Below are 17260 nucleotides of genomic sequence, written 5' to 3' on the forward strand. Positions count from 1 at the left end.
GATGGAACTGCAAACACTGCAACAGTCCATTCTTGTGATGGCCGTCATTATTGGGATCGGTAGCCTGATTGGTTACCGACAGCCACTGACGGCCGATTCCCGCCAGCTGGTTATCACCATTATTATTAATGTGGCAATGCCCTGTATTATTTTGGACGGGATTTTTCAGACGCCGATGGACAAGCAAGTCATCGCGCAAATTTTCACAATATTCCTCATTTCCATTTTCTTAAATTGTTTAGGAATTTTTCTTGGCTGGGCAGGCGCGCGGACTCTTCCCTTGCCAGCTAAAAAACGGCGTGAAATTGCGATTCTGTCGGGTCTAGGCAATACGGGATTTATCGGCTTGCCACTTTGTGCCGCACTGTTTGGTCCGAAGGGAGCGCTGCTGGCAGCGATCTTTGATGCGGGTGTAGATGTTGTCCTTTGGACCGTCGGGGTTATGATGCTCCAGGAAAAAGGCTCGTTTTCGCTGAAAGGCTTGAAGACTCTCGTCAATATTCCGATGATCGCAATTGTACTCGGACTCGGCTCGGCATTGATCGGATTTGCACCTCCAGAGCCAGTCAAGAGCTTATTCGGTACGCTGTCCAAGCTGGCTTCCCCGCTGGCAATGATGTACATCGGGATGCTGCTGCCGCTCTTTTTACGCAATAAGCCGCAAGTATCCTTGCCACTCCTCGGGATGCCGATTGCGTTTAAGCTGTTTTTGTTCCCGCTGCTCACTGCCTTTTTATTGTCGACCTTTCCGCTGGATCAGGACATTGTCAGCGTAACACTGGTGCAGGTAGCGATGCCTACGTTGACGCTTGCCTCTATCCTGTTTGCACGCTATTCTGCGGATGAAGAGATGGGCGCGATGACGACGGTTTTCTCCACTCTGCTTGCGCTGCTCTCGATACCGGCAGTTGTACTCATGGGAAATTGGCTTTTGCACTAATCGCTTTTCAACAACAATTACAACACCAGAAGCCCGGTCTTTTCGCAGTTGTGAGAGGATCGGGTTTTTGCGCAGGTGCGACTATTTCTTTTGCCCATGAAACGAATAAGAGGGGTACTCTGTCTAACAAGATAGAGACAATGAAAATACAAGAATGGAGGAATGGCGATGAAAAGAAAGATTGCACTTGCTGTTGTACTAGGGATGTCGCTATTCGCAGCACAACCGATCATGGCCGCACCAGCGTCGTCTGCTACTCCGGCGATCATGGTAGACGGAAAGCAAGCCGGGATGCAAAAGGTGTCAATTATCGTTGCTCAGCGCACGTATGTGTCTGCAGAGGATGCGAAAAGCCTGTTGCAGGCAGAGTGGAAGCAGGAAGGAAATACAGGAAAACTAACTCGTGGGCAAGCTACCCTGACGTTTCAGATAGATTCAGGGAAAGTGGCTGTGAACGGAACCTGGAAAGAGAATGGGCAGCCCGCTATTGTTCGTGACGGCACGGTTTACTTGCCGCTGAGATGGATGGCAGAACAAGCGGGCTACAAAATCGAATGGAATGCAGAAAAAAGGGCGGTGGAAGTCATCGCAGCGCAGTCTGAGGATAAATTTGTGCTCGTGGCTGCCGAGAAGCTGACGGCAGAGCAGCAGGCTTTTGTTGAATCGGTGAAAAAGGAAAAGGGAGTGTATAACCTGGGCGATTTGTATGTCATAGCCCGAGGGGAATCACCGCATCCGGGGTATGGGCTACAAGTGGTCAAGGTTCAGCAAAGCTGGGAGCAGCTAATCGTATACGTGAAGCAGACCTCGCCTGATCCTGATCGGATGTATCCGCAGGTAATCACCTATCCGTATTTGGTAGGGAAGGCAAAGCTTGCGCCATACACGACGCTGGTTGTCATCGATGTTGATACGAATCAACCATTTAAGTAGCATTGCTGTTGTTATTTTCCACTCCCTGTTGTATGATGTGGGATAAGATTACTTATTTGGAATGGAGGTGTAGGTACGTGTTCGGAACTCTTCAGGCTTGGTTTGTGGTAGAAACTTCCAGTATGACGCATGATGTAGCGCCTAACGGGATCAGTCTGTCCTTTTTCAGTCATACAACTGAACGGAGTATCCAGAGGCGTACCATGCATCTTAGCGGGAACAATTTGTTCTTGTAAATTTTAAGGCTACTGACTAGCACCAGCTTTTGCTGTGTAGTCAGCCTTTCACGATGCCGCAGGTATGATGCCTGCGGCTTTTTTGCGTCCATTTTTAGTCGTATCACCATGCCAGGGAGGAATTTATCATGATAATTGTAGCTACTCAACAGATCCAGAAATCGTATGGAGCAGATCCGGTTTTGCAGGATATCACTTTGGAAATAAAAGCAGGCGAACGGGTCGGAATCGTAGGGCCAAACGGTGCTGGCAAAACGACTCTGTTCAAGCTGCTGGCAGGAATCGAAAGCCCTGATGCAGGTGAGCTGTACCGCGCAAAAGGAACGGTATGGGCTTATTTGCCGCAGACGCCTTCTTATCCAGCAGAGTGGACAGGAGAAGACGTAGTTGCGAGTGCTTTTACGGAAGTACGCAAGCTTGAGGAGCAATTGCGCGAGCTGGAACAGCAGATGGGGGACGCCTGTGAAGACGAACAAGAGCTGAACCGTTTGATGCAACGCTATCAGAGATGGCAGGACGAGTTTGAGCAAATGGACGGGTATCAGTGGGAGACGAGAATGGCACAAGTGACAGAGGGCTTGGGAATCTCCCCTGACTTGCTGGCTACTCCTTTCGCCAAACTGAGTGGGGGAGAAAAAACGAAAGCCGGTCTGGCCAAGCTGCTGTGTCAGCGTAGTGATGTTCTCCTTCTCGATGAGCCGACAAACCATTTGGACGTCCATTCGATGGAATGGCTGGAGGAGTTTCTAAAAAGCTATCCTGGCACAGTATTGATCATTTCTCACGATCGTTACTTCCTGGATGCGGTCGTAACCTCGGTCTATCATGTAGACGGTGGCGAGGCAGAGTTTTACATCGGGAACTACAGTGCGTTTGTGACGGAGCGGGAAGAACGGCTTTTGCGTCAATTTGCCGCTTACCAAGAACAGCAGAAGAGAATCAAGAAAATGAAAGAAACGATCAAGCGGCTGAAGGAATGGGGAAATCGCTCCAATCCGCCTAACGAGGCTTTTCATCGCCGGGCAAAAAGCATGGAGAAGGCACTGGCGCGGATCGAACGAATTGAAAGACCGCGAATGGAAGAGAATCGCATGGGCCTTCAATTTCAAAAGACGGAGCGCAGCGGTCAGGATGTCCTGGTGGCGACTGGCGTGCATAAGTCCTTTGGTGGGAAACGCCTGTTTGAGGACGCGAGCTTCCTGCTTCGATTTGGCGAAAGAAAAGCACTGCTCGGCCCAAACGGTTGCGGCAAATCCACATTGATCAAGCTGCTGCTGGGCGAGCTTCCACCAGATAACGGTACGCTGAAGATAGGCAGCAACGTCAAGGTCGGCTATTTATCACAGCAAGCGCTGGAGGGTGACCAGAATCAAAGGCTGATTGACGTATTCCGTGAGGTTGCTCGCGTCACAGAGCCTGAAGCGCGACATCTGCTTGCCCGCTTCCTTTTTTACGGAGAGCAAGTGTTTAAACGGCTTGGACAGCTGAGTGGCGGAGAGAGGATGCGCCTGCGGCTTGCCCAGATGATGCATCAGGAAATCAATCTCCTGATTCTGGATGAACCGACGAATCATCTGGACATCGAGGCTCGTGAAACGTTGGAGGAAGCGCTCGCAGATTTTAAAGGCTCGCTGTTTATCGTCTCTCACGACCGCTACTTCCTGCAAAAGATGGTAGATGGTGTATTCTGGGTGGAGAACAGAGGGCTGGTTCACGATGTTGGTTCTTATGAGGAAGCGCGGGAAAAGCAAAAGCAGCGCAGTCTGGTCCAGACGGTGGTGCGTGAGGAGCGTGCGAAGACGGTAGTCCCAGAGAAGCCTGTTCCAGTCGTTGACACCACACCCGCGGAAGCAGCTGCTCCAGCTCCAGTCCCAGCCAAGCGTCCGAACGCTTACAAGCTGGCAGAGCTGGAACAAAAAATCGCCGGACTGGAAGAGCAAAAGGGAGAACTAACAGCTCTCCTGCACAGCGAGGGAGCGGATTATCAGCAGCTCGTTGCATGGCAGCAAGAGATGGAGCAGGTGCAATCCGAGATGGACGCCACCTATTCTGCTTGGCTTGCGTTGCAAGAAGCATAGGTTGGGGAAGTAAAAAAGATCCGCCAGCATTTGTTCATCACTGGCGGATCTTCTTGTATGTATTTATGCTTGTTGTACACTCGGCTCAGGCAAGCGACGGTAGCTGTTTCTGAACCAGAGCAGGATCAGGACCATTAATACTCCTCCGAGAAGGAAAGGACCGCTGTACGTGAATTGGTAGACAGCACCACCTGCGAGCGGACCCAAAATCCGGCCCAAGCTGTCCATAGAGCTGATGGCTCCAGACGTGACACCTTGTCCTTGTGTGGTTCTCTGCGTGATCATGGCCGTAGCTGTCGCTCGAATCATGCCTTGTCCAGCTCCAAACAAGGAAAGAATGAGGGCGAGCACCCAAAAGTTTCCGGAGAGTGGAATAGCGAAAAAACCGATTCCGTACAAGATCATTCCCAGAGTAAGAACGGCTGCTTCACCTAGTCGCTTCACCATTTTGCCGATCATCCCGCCTTGGACGATGGCAGCAATAATCCCCATGACCAAAAACATATAGCCCAAATCTTTGGAGGTAAAGCCGTACAGATCATGGATGTACAGGGCGAAGGTCGTCTCCAGTCCCGAAAAAGCAAAAGAGACAATAAATAGAATCGCATACAGTAGTGATAGAGAGCCAAATAGAGACACGAGCGGATTTCCATGTGCTTCGCGCTTGTAGGAAGCCCGCTTTTCTTTTGGCAAGCTCTCAGGTAGTGCAAACAAAATAACAAAAAACGTGAGAAGTGCCACGATACCGGAAGCGTAAAAAGGAACGGCAAATCCGTAACCGCTTAACAATCCGCCGATGACTGGTCCAAAAACAAAGCTGAGACCAATCCCTGCGCCGATTACTCCCATGCCCTTTGCCCGTTCATTGGAGGGGAACAGGTCAGCAACCATCGCTGTCACTGTAGGCAGTGCAGCGGCAGAGACGATTCCACCCAAAATCCGGTAAATGAGCATTTCTGTATAACTGTCCGCGATTCCAAACAGGATAAAGGTGATGGAAAATCCAAGCAGGCCAAACGAAACTAAAGGTTTTCTTCCGATGCGGTCTGAAAGTGTTCCCCAGATCGGAGCAAACACCAACTGCATAATATTGTAGCTGGCGAACAGGACGCCAATTTGAAAGGAAGACGCGCCCAGCTGTTCCGCAAAAAATGGTAGGATCGGGATAATAATACCAAAGCCCAGCATCGTGAGAAAAGCAATCAAGAACAAGAGGGCCAGATGCTTCTTATTCACAAAAAATACCTCTTTTCACACAAAAATCGATTCAGGATGTTGTTTACTTTTTCCACCTTACGTGATGGTTCATGGGAAGTCAAGCCAGCAACATAAGCATGTGGGCATGATCCATGTTATAATGGAAAAGAAACAAGAATCGTTCAGAATGTTGTCAAGTATATATCCATGAGGTGTTTGTGATCATGTCTACTGCGATGATGTACTACCTGGCCTGGCATGAAGATGATTGGCTGGATGAAGTCCTCGATCGTTTTCCTGAGGTGAATGCGCTTGTCCCTACCGCGAAAACCTTTGAGATGCTAGCCGAGAAAAGGCAGTCAGGAGAGGTAACACGGGCGGTACTCGTCCTCAATGCGGCACAGGAACAAGACAGATGCCACACATTTTTAAAGCTCTGTCTGGAGCATGAACAGCTATCATCAGATCCTTTGTACATCGTCGGTTTGAAGCCAGAAGAGGAGGAGGCGTGGCTCGAAGCGTATCCAACTGCAAAGATCATCGTAATTACTGGCTTTGCTGTCGAATTTGACTACGACGCCGTCCTCGCTAGGATGGAAAGCGATCTGGAGGGAGCAAATTGAAAGCTGGCTCGAATGATTTCGATTTAAAAGCGTTTTTGCACCGCTTCGGCCTGTTCATTTATACGGGAGATCCCGAGGGGGATTTGCTTTTGATAGAAGATGAAATCCGGGACCTTTATGAGTTGAATGTCATCGACAAGGAAGAGTTTCTGGAGGCATTGTCTGCTTTGCGTGACAAGCGAAAGGCAGAGGGACGACAGTAAGAAAAAAGAAAAGGTGTGTTTATCATCAGGCATGTGTCTGGCGATGAGCACGCCTTTTTCCGTCTCCTTAAGAAATTCTTCAGAAATCCTTTAAACATTCTTAAACGAATCTCTCTCTTTTTGAAAGGTTTCCTCGGTAGGATAGAGGTAGGGAGCAAGGGAGGGATGGGGAGTGATACGAGCAGATTATATTACTCTGTTTGCCACTATGGTAAAAGGAATGATAGAAAAGCCAATTCCGGATGAAATCACAGTGATGACCATGGGGGCGCAGGTTGCACATATAGATTTACAGGTATGGTTAGCCTTTTTCGCGATTTACTCTGGAGTGTCAATCGTGCTAGTAACCGGATACATAGTCGGGGCATTAATAGGAAGCCCCATCGTCCACTGGCTGCGCAAGCGAAGGATCATCCCGGCGGGACTGGAGAGAACCCGGGAGGAGTGGAACCGATACCTAGGATGGATGCTTTGCCTCGGTTTCTTTTTTCCGGTTGTTCGTCATTTGGTTCCGTTTGTAGTCGGGGCGGGGCGTCTGCCGTTTCGGATGTTTTGCCTGTATTTTTTTCCGAGCAGCATTCTGTGGACCTTTCATTATTATCTCGCGGGCTATTTATTTGCGGATCGGATGGATCAAATGGTGGCGGGTGTCTATACGTACAGCAAAATTACTCTAGTCGGGCTGTGCGTGGTTGGCGCTGTATATATGGCGATTCGGCAGCTTCAACGGATGGAGAAAGGATAAAGAAGCAAACAACCGGGAACGAATATCCCATTGTGGTTGTTTGCTTTTTTCATTTTCTCGGTTTATACGGTAGAGGCGGACTTGACCCAGCCAAAGCTGTCAAACCATTGTCCCCTCCTGTAATTGCTGATGCCTTGACGGACGTAAGGAATGACGTTAGTCGGCAGGTGATCCATGTTCACCCAGCGCAGCTCATCGCATTTTTCCGGCTCGCAATTGATGATTTCACCGCTCCAGTGGGAGGTGACCAGAAAAAAGTCGATTCGCTCGTCAGTAGAACGACGATGCATGACGCCTGCGACTTGCAGATCTGAAGGCTCGATTTCGATGCCGCATTCTTCTTTTGCCTCACGGATGGCTCCTGCCACCACTTCCTCGCCCCCATCCAAATGGCCTGCAGGCACGCTGTAATTGCCGTCCTCATAGCCTGTATTGTAACGGCGAAGCAGCAATATTTCGGTGCCGCGAACTAGAAAAAGATGAACGGCTACCGGCATGGTAAAGCGATCCTTGTTCATGTGCCTTTATCTCTCCCTTTTTAGAAGCCGCCTTCTTCCGGACGGTGATTTTCAGCTGCTTTGCGCTGGCGTTCCAGCTTTCTTTGTTTCACAAGTGGGGAGCTTGTCATGGCCAAAAGCAGCATGCCAAAGCCTGCGACACCCAGCACAATTCCGATAATGAGATATAAAGTAGACATAATAGGTACCTCCTTTTTTCGTGAAAGCAGACATGAATATGGGCTTGAACTGTGCTATAATTGCACAGTATGTTTTCATTCGGTTACAGGCAGTGATTTCAAGAACAAGCAGGGAGGATTTTTCGAGATGACTCAGCATACATCTGTTGATCAGCTTTCCATTAATACCATCCGCACGCTGGCTATCGATGCCATCGAAAAGGCAAACTCCGGCCACCCAGGAATGCCTATGGGCGCAGCTCCAATGGCGCACGTGCTGTATAGCCGTTTTATGAAGGTAAACCCGAGCAATCCGAAGTGGATTGACCGTGACCGTTTTGTCCTGTCAGCAGGGCATGGCTCCATGCTATTATACTCGATGCTGCACTTAATGAAATACGATGTTTCTCTGGAAGATCTACATAATTTCCGCCAATGGGGCAGCAAAACGCCTGGGCACCCTGAGTTTGGTCATACTGCTGGTGTTGATGCCACGACCGGTCCTCTGGGACAAGGTATCGCGATGGCTGTAGGGATGGCAATGGCTGAAAAGCACATGGCTGCTGTATACAACCGCGACAAATTCGACATCGTAAACCACTTCACCTATGTGATTTGTGGCGATGGCGACTTGATGGAGGGTGTTTCCAGCGAGGCTTCCTCTCTGGCAGCTCACCTGAAACTGGGGAAAATGATCGTTTTGTACGATTCTAATGATATCTCTTTGGATGGCGAGCTGTCTCGTTCCTTCTCCGAAAATGTAGCTGGACGCTACCAAGCCTATGGCTGGCAGTACCTGCGTGTAGAGGATGGAAATGATTTGGCTGCGATTGAAGCAGCGATTGCTGAAGCGAAGCAGGATTTGGATCGTCCTACCCTGATCGAGGTAAAAACCGTGATCGGTTACGGCAGCCCGAATAAAGGCGGTTCCAGTGCTTCCCACGGCGCACCACTCGGCAAAGACGAAGTAAAATTGACAAAAGCGAACTACGCTTGGACACATGAAAGCGAGTTCCATGTACCAGAAGAAGTAACTGAGCTGTATGCAGGACTGGCGGCGGCTGGCGAAAAGGCAGAAGCATCCTGGAACGACCAGTTTGCTGAGTATGCCAAAGCATACCCTGACTTGGCGCAGCAATTCACAACGGCAGAGGAAGGTCACCTGCCAGCAGGCTGGGACAACCATTTGCCAACGTATGAAGCAGGCGCAAAACTGGCTACCCGTGTAGCATCTGGTAATGCGATCAATGCACTCGCGACTAGCGTTCCGTTCTTCCTGGGCGGTTCTGCTGACCTGGCACACTCCAATAATACCGTGATCAAAGAGGCTGGCAACTTTCTGCCGGGCACATACGAAGGCCGCAACATCTGGTTCGGGGTTCGTGAGTTCGCGATGGGAGCGGCTCTGAATGGTATGGCGCTGCATGGTGGCGTAAAAGTTTACGGCGGTACATTCTTCGTCTTCTCTGACTATGTCCGTCCAGCAATCCGCCTCTCTGCATTGATGAAGCAGCCAGTGGTGTATGTCTTCACGCACGATTCCATCGCTGTTGGTGAAGATGGACCAACCCATGAGCCAATCGAGCAATTGGCGTCCCTGCGTGCGATGCCAGGCTTGAACATACTGCGTCCAGCCGATGCGGTAGAAACGAATGAAGCATGGAAATATGCAGTATCTCGCACAGATGAGCCAACGGTATTGGTTCTGACTCGTCAAAATCTGCCTGTCTTGCCGGAAACGCTGGAAAAAGCAGCAGAAGGCGTGAGCAGAGGTGGTTATGTACTCGCGGACGCACCAAGCGGCAAACCACAGCTCATCCTGATTGCGACTGGCTCAGAAGTATCCTTGGTGATGCAAGCACGTGAACAGCTTCTGTCCCGTGGAGTAGAAACGCGCGTCGTTTCTCTGCCGAGCTGGAACCTGTTCGAGCGTCAATCCAAGGAATACCGTGATTCTGTAATTCCACCAGCTGTAAAAGCGCGTGTAGCAGTAGAGATGGGCTCTCCAATGGGCTGGGAGCGCTATGCAGGAGATGGCGGTATCGTAATCGGCATCAACCAGTTTGGCGCATCTGCACCTGGAGACCGCATCATGAAAGAATACGGCTTTACCGTTGAAAATGTAGTAGCAGAAGCTGAAAAATTGCTGAAGTAAGCAATTTGTTTATCGGGGCAGGCCTATCTTCTATTATGGAAGATAGGCTTTTTCCAATACTTTTCCACCGTACAACGCGAAAAAGAATGGTAGGATAAAGGCAGCCCGTGGCCGCCAAAAGCCGCCAAAATACAACCAAGTGATAGATAGCTACCCGCGCAAAGAAACTTTTTTCGAATGCAATCGTCTATAATGATGTGGGGGAGAGAGAATTCAGGAGGTAAAAAATGGCAACAAAGGCCAAGAAGAAGGTCAAGAAGAAGAAAAGCAGCTTGCTGATGATTACTGTATCATTTGCAATCTTTCTTCTTTTGAGCGTCATCGGGGGATACTTTTCCCTGCTGTACGCCGGAGACCGGATGATTGAGGAAAATGAGCAAAAGCTGAAGGATCTGAAAGCAGAACCAACCGTAATATATGACAAAAACGGCGTCGAGCTCACGAGCTTGATTCGTGAAAAAAACCGTGAATACAAGTCGATTAGTGAAATGCCAAAAATATTAACCAATGCCTTCCTCGCCGTTGAGGATCGACGCTTTTACGATCACAAGGGCGTGGACATGATTCGGATTGGCGGCGCCATCGTCAATGACATCAAAAAAGGGTCGTTGGCAGAGGGCGGCAGTACCATTACTCAACAGTTAGCTAGAAACGTATTTCTCACCCTAGATCAAACATTTTGGCGTAAAACGAAAGAAATGAGTATCGCAATCGGATTGGAGCGGAAATACTCCAAGGATCAAATTTTGGAGATGTATTTAAACCGCGTGTATTTGGGTAAAGGGGAGTTCGGGGTCGAGGATGCTTCCTTGTATTACTTTGGAATGTCAGTTTCCGATGAAAGGTTTACGATCGCAAAAGCAGCGATGCTGGCGGCGATTCCAAAAGCACCGACAACCTACAACCCATTCAACAATCCTGAAAAAGCAAAGCTTCGCCGGGATACGGTTATTCGCCTGATGGCAGAGCAAGGCATCATTACGGAAGCGCAAAAGAACGAAGCACAGGCAGAGCCGCTGCCGACGGAACCGTCTGAGGTGCCAGGCTCATCGGGACTGAAAAAAGGCTATCGGGCATTTTTCGATCACATGGTAGAGGAAGCGGAAACGACGTATGGCGTGACAGAGGAAGAGCTGTATCGCGGTGGCTGGTCCATATACACGACGTTTGATCCGAAAATCCAGGATGCCATGGTCAAAGAGTATGAAAATCCGAAAAACTTCCCGAAAGACGGAACAGAGCGCAGTGTAGAGTCTGCAATGATCGTGGTGGATGCTAAAAATGGCGGGATTGCAGGCATGATGGGCGGACGCAATTATGCTGTAAAAGGCTTCAACCTTGCAACAGATATGAAGCGTCAACCAGGCTCGAGCTTTAAGCCAATCGCGGTATACGCTCCAGCGATTGATATCGATAGTAAAAAATGGGGTCCAAATTCATCTCTCAGCAATAAAAGGCAAAGCTTTAACGGCTATGAGCCGCGCAACTACAACAACAAGTACAGCGAGACTGTGAGCATGAACCGGGCATTGATTGACTCACTGAACATTCCTGTTGTTTGGCTGTTGAACGAGATTAAAGTACCAACTGCATTGAAATATTTGGAGAAATTCGGCATTGAGATGGAGCCTGAGGACCGTAACCTGGCTATCGCGCTGGGGGGTCTAAGCAAAGGAACGTCCCCGCTGAAAATGGCGCAAGCCTATACGGCTTTTGTGAATGGAGGCGTAGTCTCTGAGGGGCATACCATCACCAAGATTGAAAACAAAGCCGTTGGTATTTTGCGTGAGTATGAAGTAAAACAAACTGAGGTTCTGAAGCCACAGACAGCGTGGACTGTCCACACCATGCTGGAAAGGGCAGTTCAAGAGGGGACCGGTAAAGCAGCTCGTATCTCTGGCCGTCATGTAGCAGGGAAAACGGGTACAACTCAATCCACGATTGGAGACAGCAGCGTCAACAAGGATGCATGGTTTGTAGGCTACACCCCTGAATACGTCGGTGCAGTCTGGATGGGCTTTGATAAAGAGGATAAAAATCACTTGATGCGTCAAGGTAGCAGTCTGACAGCCCAGATGTTTTCCAAGGTATTGGCAGAGGGCTTGAAAGGTGTGAAGTCTACGGACTTTGTCCGACCTGGTGGAGCAGCAGAAGAAGAGCCAGAGGAAGAAACAACTCCGCCGATTCAATTGGAAGCGACTATGACGATGGATAGCAATACTCAGCAACTGCAAGTCCTTTTAAGCTGGATTGGTGGCGAACCTGACTACACCTATGACGTCTACCGAGTGAAAGAGAATGGTGAAAGCCAAAAAATCGCCTCTGATGTTAAAGATACGATCTATCTAGACGTATTGGATAGCCCAGTGAAATATCGCTACATGGTTATTCCACGCAATAAGGAAGGGCAGGAACAGACACCTTCGCCAATCGTTGAGATCAACACGAAGCAGCTGGAAAACTTGATTAATGACGGCCAGGATCATCACGAGGATGGCAATAATCAAGAAGGAATTCCAGAAGGAAATGGGAATGGTGATTCCGGTCAGCTGCCACCCGATAATGGCAACGGTGAAGGTAACGGCAACCAGACAGATGGTCAGCAGCCAGGTGGCCAAGGAAATAACGGTAACCAGGGAAATCAGGGCAACCCAAACAGTGGAGAAGCACCACCGCCTGATATCGGGAATTCGACCGGAAACCAACCGGGTTCTGGAGGGATTGAATTACCGCCACCACCTGAGGATGGCTCACAGCAGCCATTTCCCGAAGGAACAAATGGGTAACGACTAGCATAGAATGAACCACTCAAACAGATTCACCTATTTGCACATCTTCTTCCGCGTGGTACAATACCAATAAATCGGGAGACAGGGGGGGACAGTCCATGTCTGACTACGCAAAAAGGGATTTACCCACATTTTTCATTGAACAATTGCGCCAAGCCAAGGTGAATTTTGAGCGAGCTCTCGACTGTAAACACACCGATTTTGACGATTTATACCCATACATGAATGAACAGCCTCAGTTTTTCTGGTACAAACGATACGTCGCTTGGTCGGAGCTGTTGACCGTGGTACGTCTGGCTGAGGAACTGGGCGTCGAATGGACACAGGATTTCAGTGAGCAGCAAGTGGAATTCATCAAGGGGAAAGTTCTGCAAGGAAAAGTGCTCGATTATTGGAAAGCGGAAGAAGAACAAGAAGAAACGATTAGCCAGCTTGAAGAAGAAAAATAAGTAAAGCGCGTTCCCGTGAAAAGGGAGCGCGCTTTTTTGGTTGATTCCTGGTTGCTGGAGAAACTTTCTAGCGTAACGAAATCCATTCTCTCTCGTCTTTCCTACAAAGGGGCGCGAGTGAAATACCTCAATGCAGCCAATTGTACGTAATCGTTGGCGTTTCCTCTTTTGGACCTGCGGCCAGTATGAAAGGGGCTGGATTGCTCCACGGCTTAACAGGTGCCGCTATATCTGAAATGACCACCTCTGTTCCCAATGAGACAAAGCTGTAAAGCTCTTCGACATCTTTATTATGCAAGCGAATGCATCCGAGTGAGACCTCACTCCCGATGCTCTCCGGATGATTGGTACCATGAATGGCATATCCATCGCCGGAAAAAACCATGCCGCGCGTGCCGTAGATGTTGTCATGACCACGTGGGCGACTGATTTTTTGCTGAATCGTATAATAGCCTTCAGGTGTAGAGCCGTTTTTACCGATCCCAGCAGGATAGCTGCGCACAACGTGTGAGCCGCTTACAAGCCGCATTGTTCGGGTCGACTGTGACAGCTGAATCTGGAGCGGCTCCAATGAATGCAGCGGCTCGGGATACCCAGGGAGAGGCAGAACATCACGTATGCTTGCCCAAGCAGTCTCTGGACGGAACAATCCCGGTCGATATTCATAAGAGAGCAGACCTAATTCCGTGAGTGGCGCAGGGACTTGTGGCAGCGTGTTGCTCGGGTAGGCTGCCGCCAAATCAGCCAAGCGAGCAGGCAACGAGCCTGTTTGCTGATACGTTCGATACAGTGCGTTGCGCAATGTCAGGACATGCTGGAGAGTTATTTGCTCCTGCTCAAGTAGGGCTCTTGCCGAGAGAACCAACGGCTCCTGTTCATAACGACCAGGACGGTCAAACCATTTTTGATTCGTGACGGTTCGATTCACGGGATTGTACTGCATGACCCCAAGCACTTCTCTTGGCTGATAAAACAAGAGCGGCGTAAATAATGGGCTGCCGGGAACCTCAGGAACAGCAATCAATGTAAATGGCTGTGTGGGCGCAGGACGTCTTGCTTCTATATAGAGACGTAATTGCTTTGCTCTCTCTTCTTTGCTGAGATTCAATGGAACGGCAATGACTTCTACATGGGGCCGGTCAGGAACCGCCGCCGGTTTGGGTATAGCCGTTTGTGGAGAGGTAGCCTTTTGGTCAGGCTCAGTCAACAGTCCTGGCGAATAGGCAAACTGGAAAAAGAGAAAGAGCATCGAGCCAAGCAGCAAACGTATTCTTTTTCTCATGTCCTGCTGTCGTTTTGCTCGCAGTAGTGTTTGATAGGCTTCTCTCGCATCATCGTAGAAGGGGCCTTGCCCTGCGCGCAATGCGCGTCTGAGCGCGGCAAGCGCCATCTCTGACTCTCCTCGCGCTTCTCTCTCTTGGCCAAGATGATACCAACCGATCGCCTCATCGGGATGCTGTTCGGTAAACCATCGGTAAAAGGAGAGGTCGCTTTGATCCGGATATTTCATGTGAAACGCGCTTTTCTCTTGTAAAAATGAAACCTTGTCCACCGATACTCCCCCTTATTAGGATGTATCGGCACAGATGAGCAAAATAGTGAGGATGGAGGAGAAAAAGATGGTTTGCTTGCGAACGATCAAGCTTCTTCGAGACGAATTTCCCGATACGAAACAATATCCGTTCGGGCTTGGCTCTTTGCAGTCCATCGAGGAGATCGAGCTGGAGAACCCGGTCACCTTTTTTGTAGGGGAGAATGGATCGGGCAAGTCGACACTGCTTGAAGCGATTGCCTATCAATGCGGGTTTCATACTGCGGGCGGGTCCAGAAATAATTTTTACGACGTGGACAAGGCAGAAGCGAGCCTTGGCGACTACATACGCCTCTCCTGGATGCCCAAGCTGACCCATGGTTTTTTTCTGCGTGCAGAGAGCTTCTATCAGTTTGCCAGTCATATAGATGAAACAGAGAGAACTCGCTCCACGCGCTATAAAAATTACGGTGGACGCTCCCTCCACGAGCAGTCACACGGGGAATCTTTTCTCTCCTTGTTTTCGCATCGATTCGAAGGGAGAGGGATCTACCTTTTGGACGAGCCCGAGGCGGCCTTATCGCCCATGCGTCAACTAGCATTTCTGTATGTCATGCAGGATCTGATTGCGGAGGGGGCACAGTTTTTGATTGCTACGCATTCTCCGATTTTGATGGGACTGCCGGGAGCTACTATTTTGAACTTCGATGCCTCTCCGCTCACCGAGATACGATACGAAGAGACGGAGCATTACCAAATTACAAGGCGATTTCTCGAGAATCCGACCAAATTTCTCATGGAATAAAAAAATATCTCTCCTAACTGTCACAAAAATGGCTTCGGCGGTTTCTATTAGATGAGCGAAGCAGAAAGCAGCCTCTCCATACACGGCTGGCACGAGTCAGTAGCGTATGGCAGGCACATGAGTGAGGGGAGGGAGAGCTAGTGGAGGTGCATGCAAAACTGATGATGAATCGAGTGCATGTCCAAGATGAGACAGATTCCTTCAAGGATTTGTTTACGACGTACTATCCCTTTGTCGTCAGGCAGATCATGCGGATTGTCAAAGATCAGCAAACGGCTGAGGATATCGCCCAGGACGTTTTCCTCTCCTTTTATCATACAGATCGTTCGGCTATTGAGCACATCCCGGCATGGCTTTCCAAATCAGCCCTGTACGCGTCCTATAACTACTTGCGTTCAGAAAAGCGCAGGTATGACAGACAAGAGCGAGGAGCAGCTGAAGAGGAAAGAGTATCTCCTTCCTCAGAAGAGATGTGTCTGGAAAAGGAAGCGATCGATCAGGTGCGTGACGTTCTCGCGCAGCTGGACGAGCGGGAACGAACCTTGCTCATTATGAAATACTCAGGCTATCCTTATGCGGAGTTGGCAAAGGCCACAGGGATGGAGGTCAGCTCCGTAGGGACGATCCTATCAAGAGCCAAGAGCAAATTTCGCAAGCTGTACGACCTGCTAAGGGGGGAAGAAGGATGAAATGTGCAGATACGGGCTTTATGCAGTCATTTTTGGATGGAGAATGCGGACTTCAGGAAAGCGAGCGATTCATTGCCCACTTGGAGACATGCACGGAATGCAGTGAGCAGCTGGAAGCATTGTCTGCGCTTGATTCCTGGACCCGCGGGACGCTTAAGCAGCAGCTATTTCGTCCGACCGATCAAGTAAAGGTAAATACGGAGGCTGCCTGGCAGACCTTTTCACAACGGATCGGGCAGCATACAAGCTTTGTTTCACAAAATCGTACTGCGAATCAAGAGCATGTGGCAAAAAGGAGCTGGAAGGACATGAATCAAAAGACAAAGAGATGGGTAACAGGATCATCGGTAGCAGCGGTTCTGGTTGTATCGCTATCGTTTCCACAAGTGCAGGCGGCTGCGAGTGATTTCCTGTCCATTTTCAGAATGGATAAAGTGGAGTTTGTAAAAGTAACACAAGATGATCTGGCGCAGGTAGAAGGCTGGCTGAACAGCGGCAAGGCAGGCGAGATGGAGCTTGCGGGCATCGGCAAGCTGTGGATTGACGAGGCTGATCAGGGTAAGATCGACAAAGGCGAGCACAATAAATACTACAATAGTAGAGAATCAGCTGAAAAAGCAGGTGTGAAGCTGCCAGCTATCCCAAGTGATATGACGTTCGAGGGTGTAGACGTCAGCACACCGTATACGATCCATTTTGAAATGAATGTCGAGAAAGCAAACAAGCTTTTGGCACAGCTGAAGGTTGAAAACCGTTTTGACGAAAATTTGAGTGGAAAACGGTTCTCGCTCCACGTAGCCAACATGCAAAACATCTGGATGAAAAACGATAAGGACAGCATCTCATACTCCGTGGTGAGCGCACCTGAGCTGCAGGCGCCAGATGGAGTAGACATGGGGCAGCTTCGAGACACCATGCTGTCCTTGCCTTTTATCCCAAATAACGTGAAAAAACAAATGCTGAGCATTGACGATTGGCAGCATACTCTCCCGCTTCCGTATCTGGAAGACGGCGATAGCAAAATGAAAGAAGTAAAAGTACACGGTCAGGCAGGCGTTCTGATCACGAATTCGTACCACAAGCAGCTGATCTGGCAGGAAAATGGTCAAATCCATACACTGGGCGGCAGCAATTCAACCGAAGAAGAGCTGCTGACATTGGCAAAAAATTTGAAGTAAATACAGGGAGCTAGCAGAGTTTTCCATCAGGGG

The 17260-nt window shown here is 49.5% G+C and carries 16 protein-coding genes; 12 read left to right on the top strand and 4 right to left on the bottom strand.

The window, feature by feature from the left end; all coding sequences use genetic code 11:
• Position 1 precedes the first annotated feature (1 nt).
• From SB752_RS13705 to abc-f, 3 genes are all read left to right on the top strand, one after another.
• A complete protein-coding gene (locus SB752_RS13705; RefSeq protein WP_410716186.1) occupies positions 2–940 on the top strand; it encodes an AEC family transporter in 939 nt (312 codons plus the stop codon).
• Between the two features lie 168 nt (positions 941–1108).
• On the top strand, positions 1109–1873 hold the full coding sequence (locus tag SB752_RS13710) for a stalk domain-containing protein (RefSeq protein WP_410716187.1): 765 nt from the start codon (positions 1109–1111) through the stop codon (positions 1871–1873).
• Positions 1874–2237: 364 nt separating this feature from the next.
• Positions 2238–4187, top strand: a complete 1950-nt coding sequence (gene abc-f, locus SB752_RS13715; protein ID WP_410716188.1) for a ribosomal protection-like ABC-F family protein — start codon at positions 2238–2240, stop codon at positions 4185–4187.
• Positions 4188–4250: 63 nt separating this feature from the next.
• On the opposite strand, the gene SB752_RS13720 is transcribed toward abc-f, so the two are convergent.
• Positions 4251–5423, bottom strand: coding sequence for an MFS transporter (locus SB752_RS13720; protein ID WP_410716189.1), 1173 nt, complete (start codon positions 5421–5423; stop codon positions 4251–4253).
• A 185-nt stretch (positions 5424–5608) separates the two neighbouring features.
• Here SB752_RS13720 and SB752_RS13725 point away from each other — a divergent pair, with 185 nt between their 5' ends.
• From SB752_RS13725 to SB752_RS13735, 3 genes are all read left to right on the top strand, one after another.
• On the top strand, positions 5609–6007 hold the full coding sequence (locus SB752_RS13725) for a hypothetical protein (protein WP_410716190.1): 399 nt from the start codon (positions 5609–5611) through the stop codon (positions 6005–6007).
• Positions 6004–6210: a YqgQ family protein gene (locus SB752_RS13730; protein ID WP_410716191.1), complete on the top strand. Its 207-nt coding sequence runs from the start codon at positions 6004–6006 to the stop codon at positions 6208–6210. Before SB752_RS13725 ends, SB752_RS13730 begins: the two co-directional genes overlap by 4 nt.
• Positions 6211–6382: 172 nt before the next feature.
• Positions 6383–6955, top strand: a complete 573-nt coding sequence (locus tag SB752_RS13735; protein ID WP_410716192.1) for a DedA family protein — start codon at positions 6383–6385, stop codon at positions 6953–6955.
• A 62-nt stretch (positions 6956–7017) separates the two neighbouring features.
• Here SB752_RS13735 and SB752_RS13740 read toward each other — a convergent pair whose 3' ends face one another.
• Together SB752_RS13740 and SB752_RS13745 are read right to left on the bottom strand one after the other, a co-directional pair.
• Positions 7018–7473 carry an NUDIX hydrolase gene (locus SB752_RS13740; protein ID WP_410716193.1) on the bottom strand — a complete coding sequence of 152 codons (456 nt, stop codon included), beginning with the start codon at positions 7471–7473 and terminating at the stop codon, positions 7018–7020.
• A gap of 20 nt (positions 7474–7493) precedes the next feature.
• A complete protein-coding gene (locus SB752_RS13745) occupies positions 7494–7652 on the bottom strand; it encodes a hypothetical protein (protein WP_289143032.1) in 159 nt (52 codons plus the stop codon).
• A 127-nt stretch (positions 7653–7779) separates the two neighbouring features.
• Here SB752_RS13745 and tkt point away from each other — a divergent pair, with 127 nt between their 5' ends.
• The 3 genes from tkt to SB752_RS13760 all read left to right on the top strand — a co-directional run bounded on the left by tkt (position 7780) and on the right by SB752_RS13760 (position 13024).
• Positions 7780–9786, top strand: coding sequence for a transketolase (gene tkt / locus SB752_RS13750; protein ID WP_410716194.1), 2007 nt, complete (start codon positions 7780–7782; stop codon positions 9784–9786).
• A 227-nt stretch (positions 9787–10013) separates the two neighbouring features.
• Positions 10014–12572, top strand: coding sequence for a transglycosylase domain-containing protein (locus SB752_RS13755; protein ID WP_410716195.1), 2559 nt, complete (start codon positions 10014–10016; stop codon positions 12570–12572).
• 101 nt (positions 12573–12673) lie between these two features.
• Positions 12674–13024, top strand: coding sequence for a hypothetical protein (locus tag SB752_RS13760; protein ID WP_410716196.1), 351 nt, complete (start codon positions 12674–12676; stop codon positions 13022–13024).
• 127 nt (positions 13025–13151) lie between these two features.
• Here the strand turns inward: SB752_RS13760 and SB752_RS13765 are convergent, their stop codons facing one another.
• On the bottom strand, positions 13152–14576 hold the full coding sequence (locus SB752_RS13765; RefSeq protein ID WP_410716197.1) for a L,D-transpeptidase: 1425 nt from the start codon (positions 14574–14576) through the stop codon (positions 13152–13154).
• Between the two features lie 67 nt (positions 14577–14643).
• Here SB752_RS13765 and SB752_RS13770 point away from each other — a divergent pair, with 67 nt between their 5' ends.
• The 3 genes from SB752_RS13770 (at position 14644) to SB752_RS13780 (ending at position 17227) form a co-directional block, all read left to right on the top strand.
• On the top strand, positions 14644–15360 hold the full coding sequence (locus SB752_RS13770; RefSeq protein WP_410716341.1) for an AAA family ATPase: 717 nt from the start codon (positions 14644–14646) through the stop codon (positions 15358–15360).
• 140 nt (positions 15361–15500) lie between these two features.
• Positions 15501–16049, top strand: coding sequence for an RNA polymerase sigma factor SigX (locus tag SB752_RS13775; protein WP_410716198.1), 549 nt, complete (start codon positions 15501–15503; stop codon positions 16047–16049).
• On the top strand, positions 16046–17227 hold the full coding sequence (locus SB752_RS13780; protein ID WP_410716199.1) for an anti-sigma factor family protein: 1182 nt from the start codon (positions 16046–16048) through the stop codon (positions 17225–17227). The genes SB752_RS13775 and SB752_RS13780 overlap by 4 nt, the downstream gene beginning before the upstream one ends.
• Positions 17228–17260 lie beyond the last annotated feature (33 nt).

Source organism: Brevibacillus sp. SIMBA_040 (assembly GCF_046535075.1).
Lineage (GTDB): Bacteria > Bacillota > Bacilli > Brevibacillales > Brevibacillaceae > Brevibacillus.

Excerpts from the sequence above, each read along its gene's own strand:
- abc-f (WP_410716188.1), top strand. The coding sequence starts at position 2,238 with ATGATAATTGTAGCTACTCAACAGATCCAGAAATCGTATGGAGCAGAT.
- SB752_RS13725 (WP_410716190.1), top strand. The coding sequence starts at position 5,609 with ATGTCTACTGCGATGATGTACTACCTGGCCTGGCATGAAGATGATTGG.
- SB752_RS13745 (WP_289143032.1), bottom strand. The coding sequence starts at position 7,652 with ATGTCTACTTTATATCTCATTATCGGAATTGTGCTGGGTGTCGCAGGC.
- SB752_RS13780 (WP_410716199.1), top strand. The coding sequence starts at position 16,046 with ATGAAATGTGCAGATACGGGCTTTATGCAGTCATTTTTGGATGGAGAA.
- SB752_RS13760 (WP_410716196.1), top strand. The coding sequence starts at position 12,674 with ATGTCTGACTACGCAAAAAGGGATTTACCCACATTTTTCATTGAACAA.
- SB752_RS13770 (WP_410716341.1), top strand. The coding sequence starts at position 14,644 with ATGGTTTGCTTGCGAACGATCAAGCTTCTTCGAGACGAATTTCCCGAT.
- tkt (WP_410716194.1), top strand. The coding sequence starts at position 7,780 with ATGACTCAGCATACATCTGTTGATCAGCTTTCCATTAATACCATCCGC.
- SB752_RS13710 (WP_410716187.1), top strand. The coding sequence starts at position 1,109 with ATGAAAAGAAAGATTGCACTTGCTGTTGTACTAGGGATGTCGCTATTC.
- SB752_RS13705 (WP_410716186.1), top strand. The coding sequence starts at position 2 with ATGGAACTGCAAACACTGCAACAGTCCATTCTTGTGATGGCCGTCATT.
- SB752_RS13740 (WP_410716193.1), bottom strand. The coding sequence starts at position 7,473 with ATGAACAAGGATCGCTTTACCATGCCGGTAGCCGTTCATCTTTTTCTA.
- SB752_RS13755 (WP_410716195.1), top strand. The coding sequence starts at position 10,014 with ATGGCAACAAAGGCCAAGAAGAAGGTCAAGAAGAAGAAAAGCAGCTTG.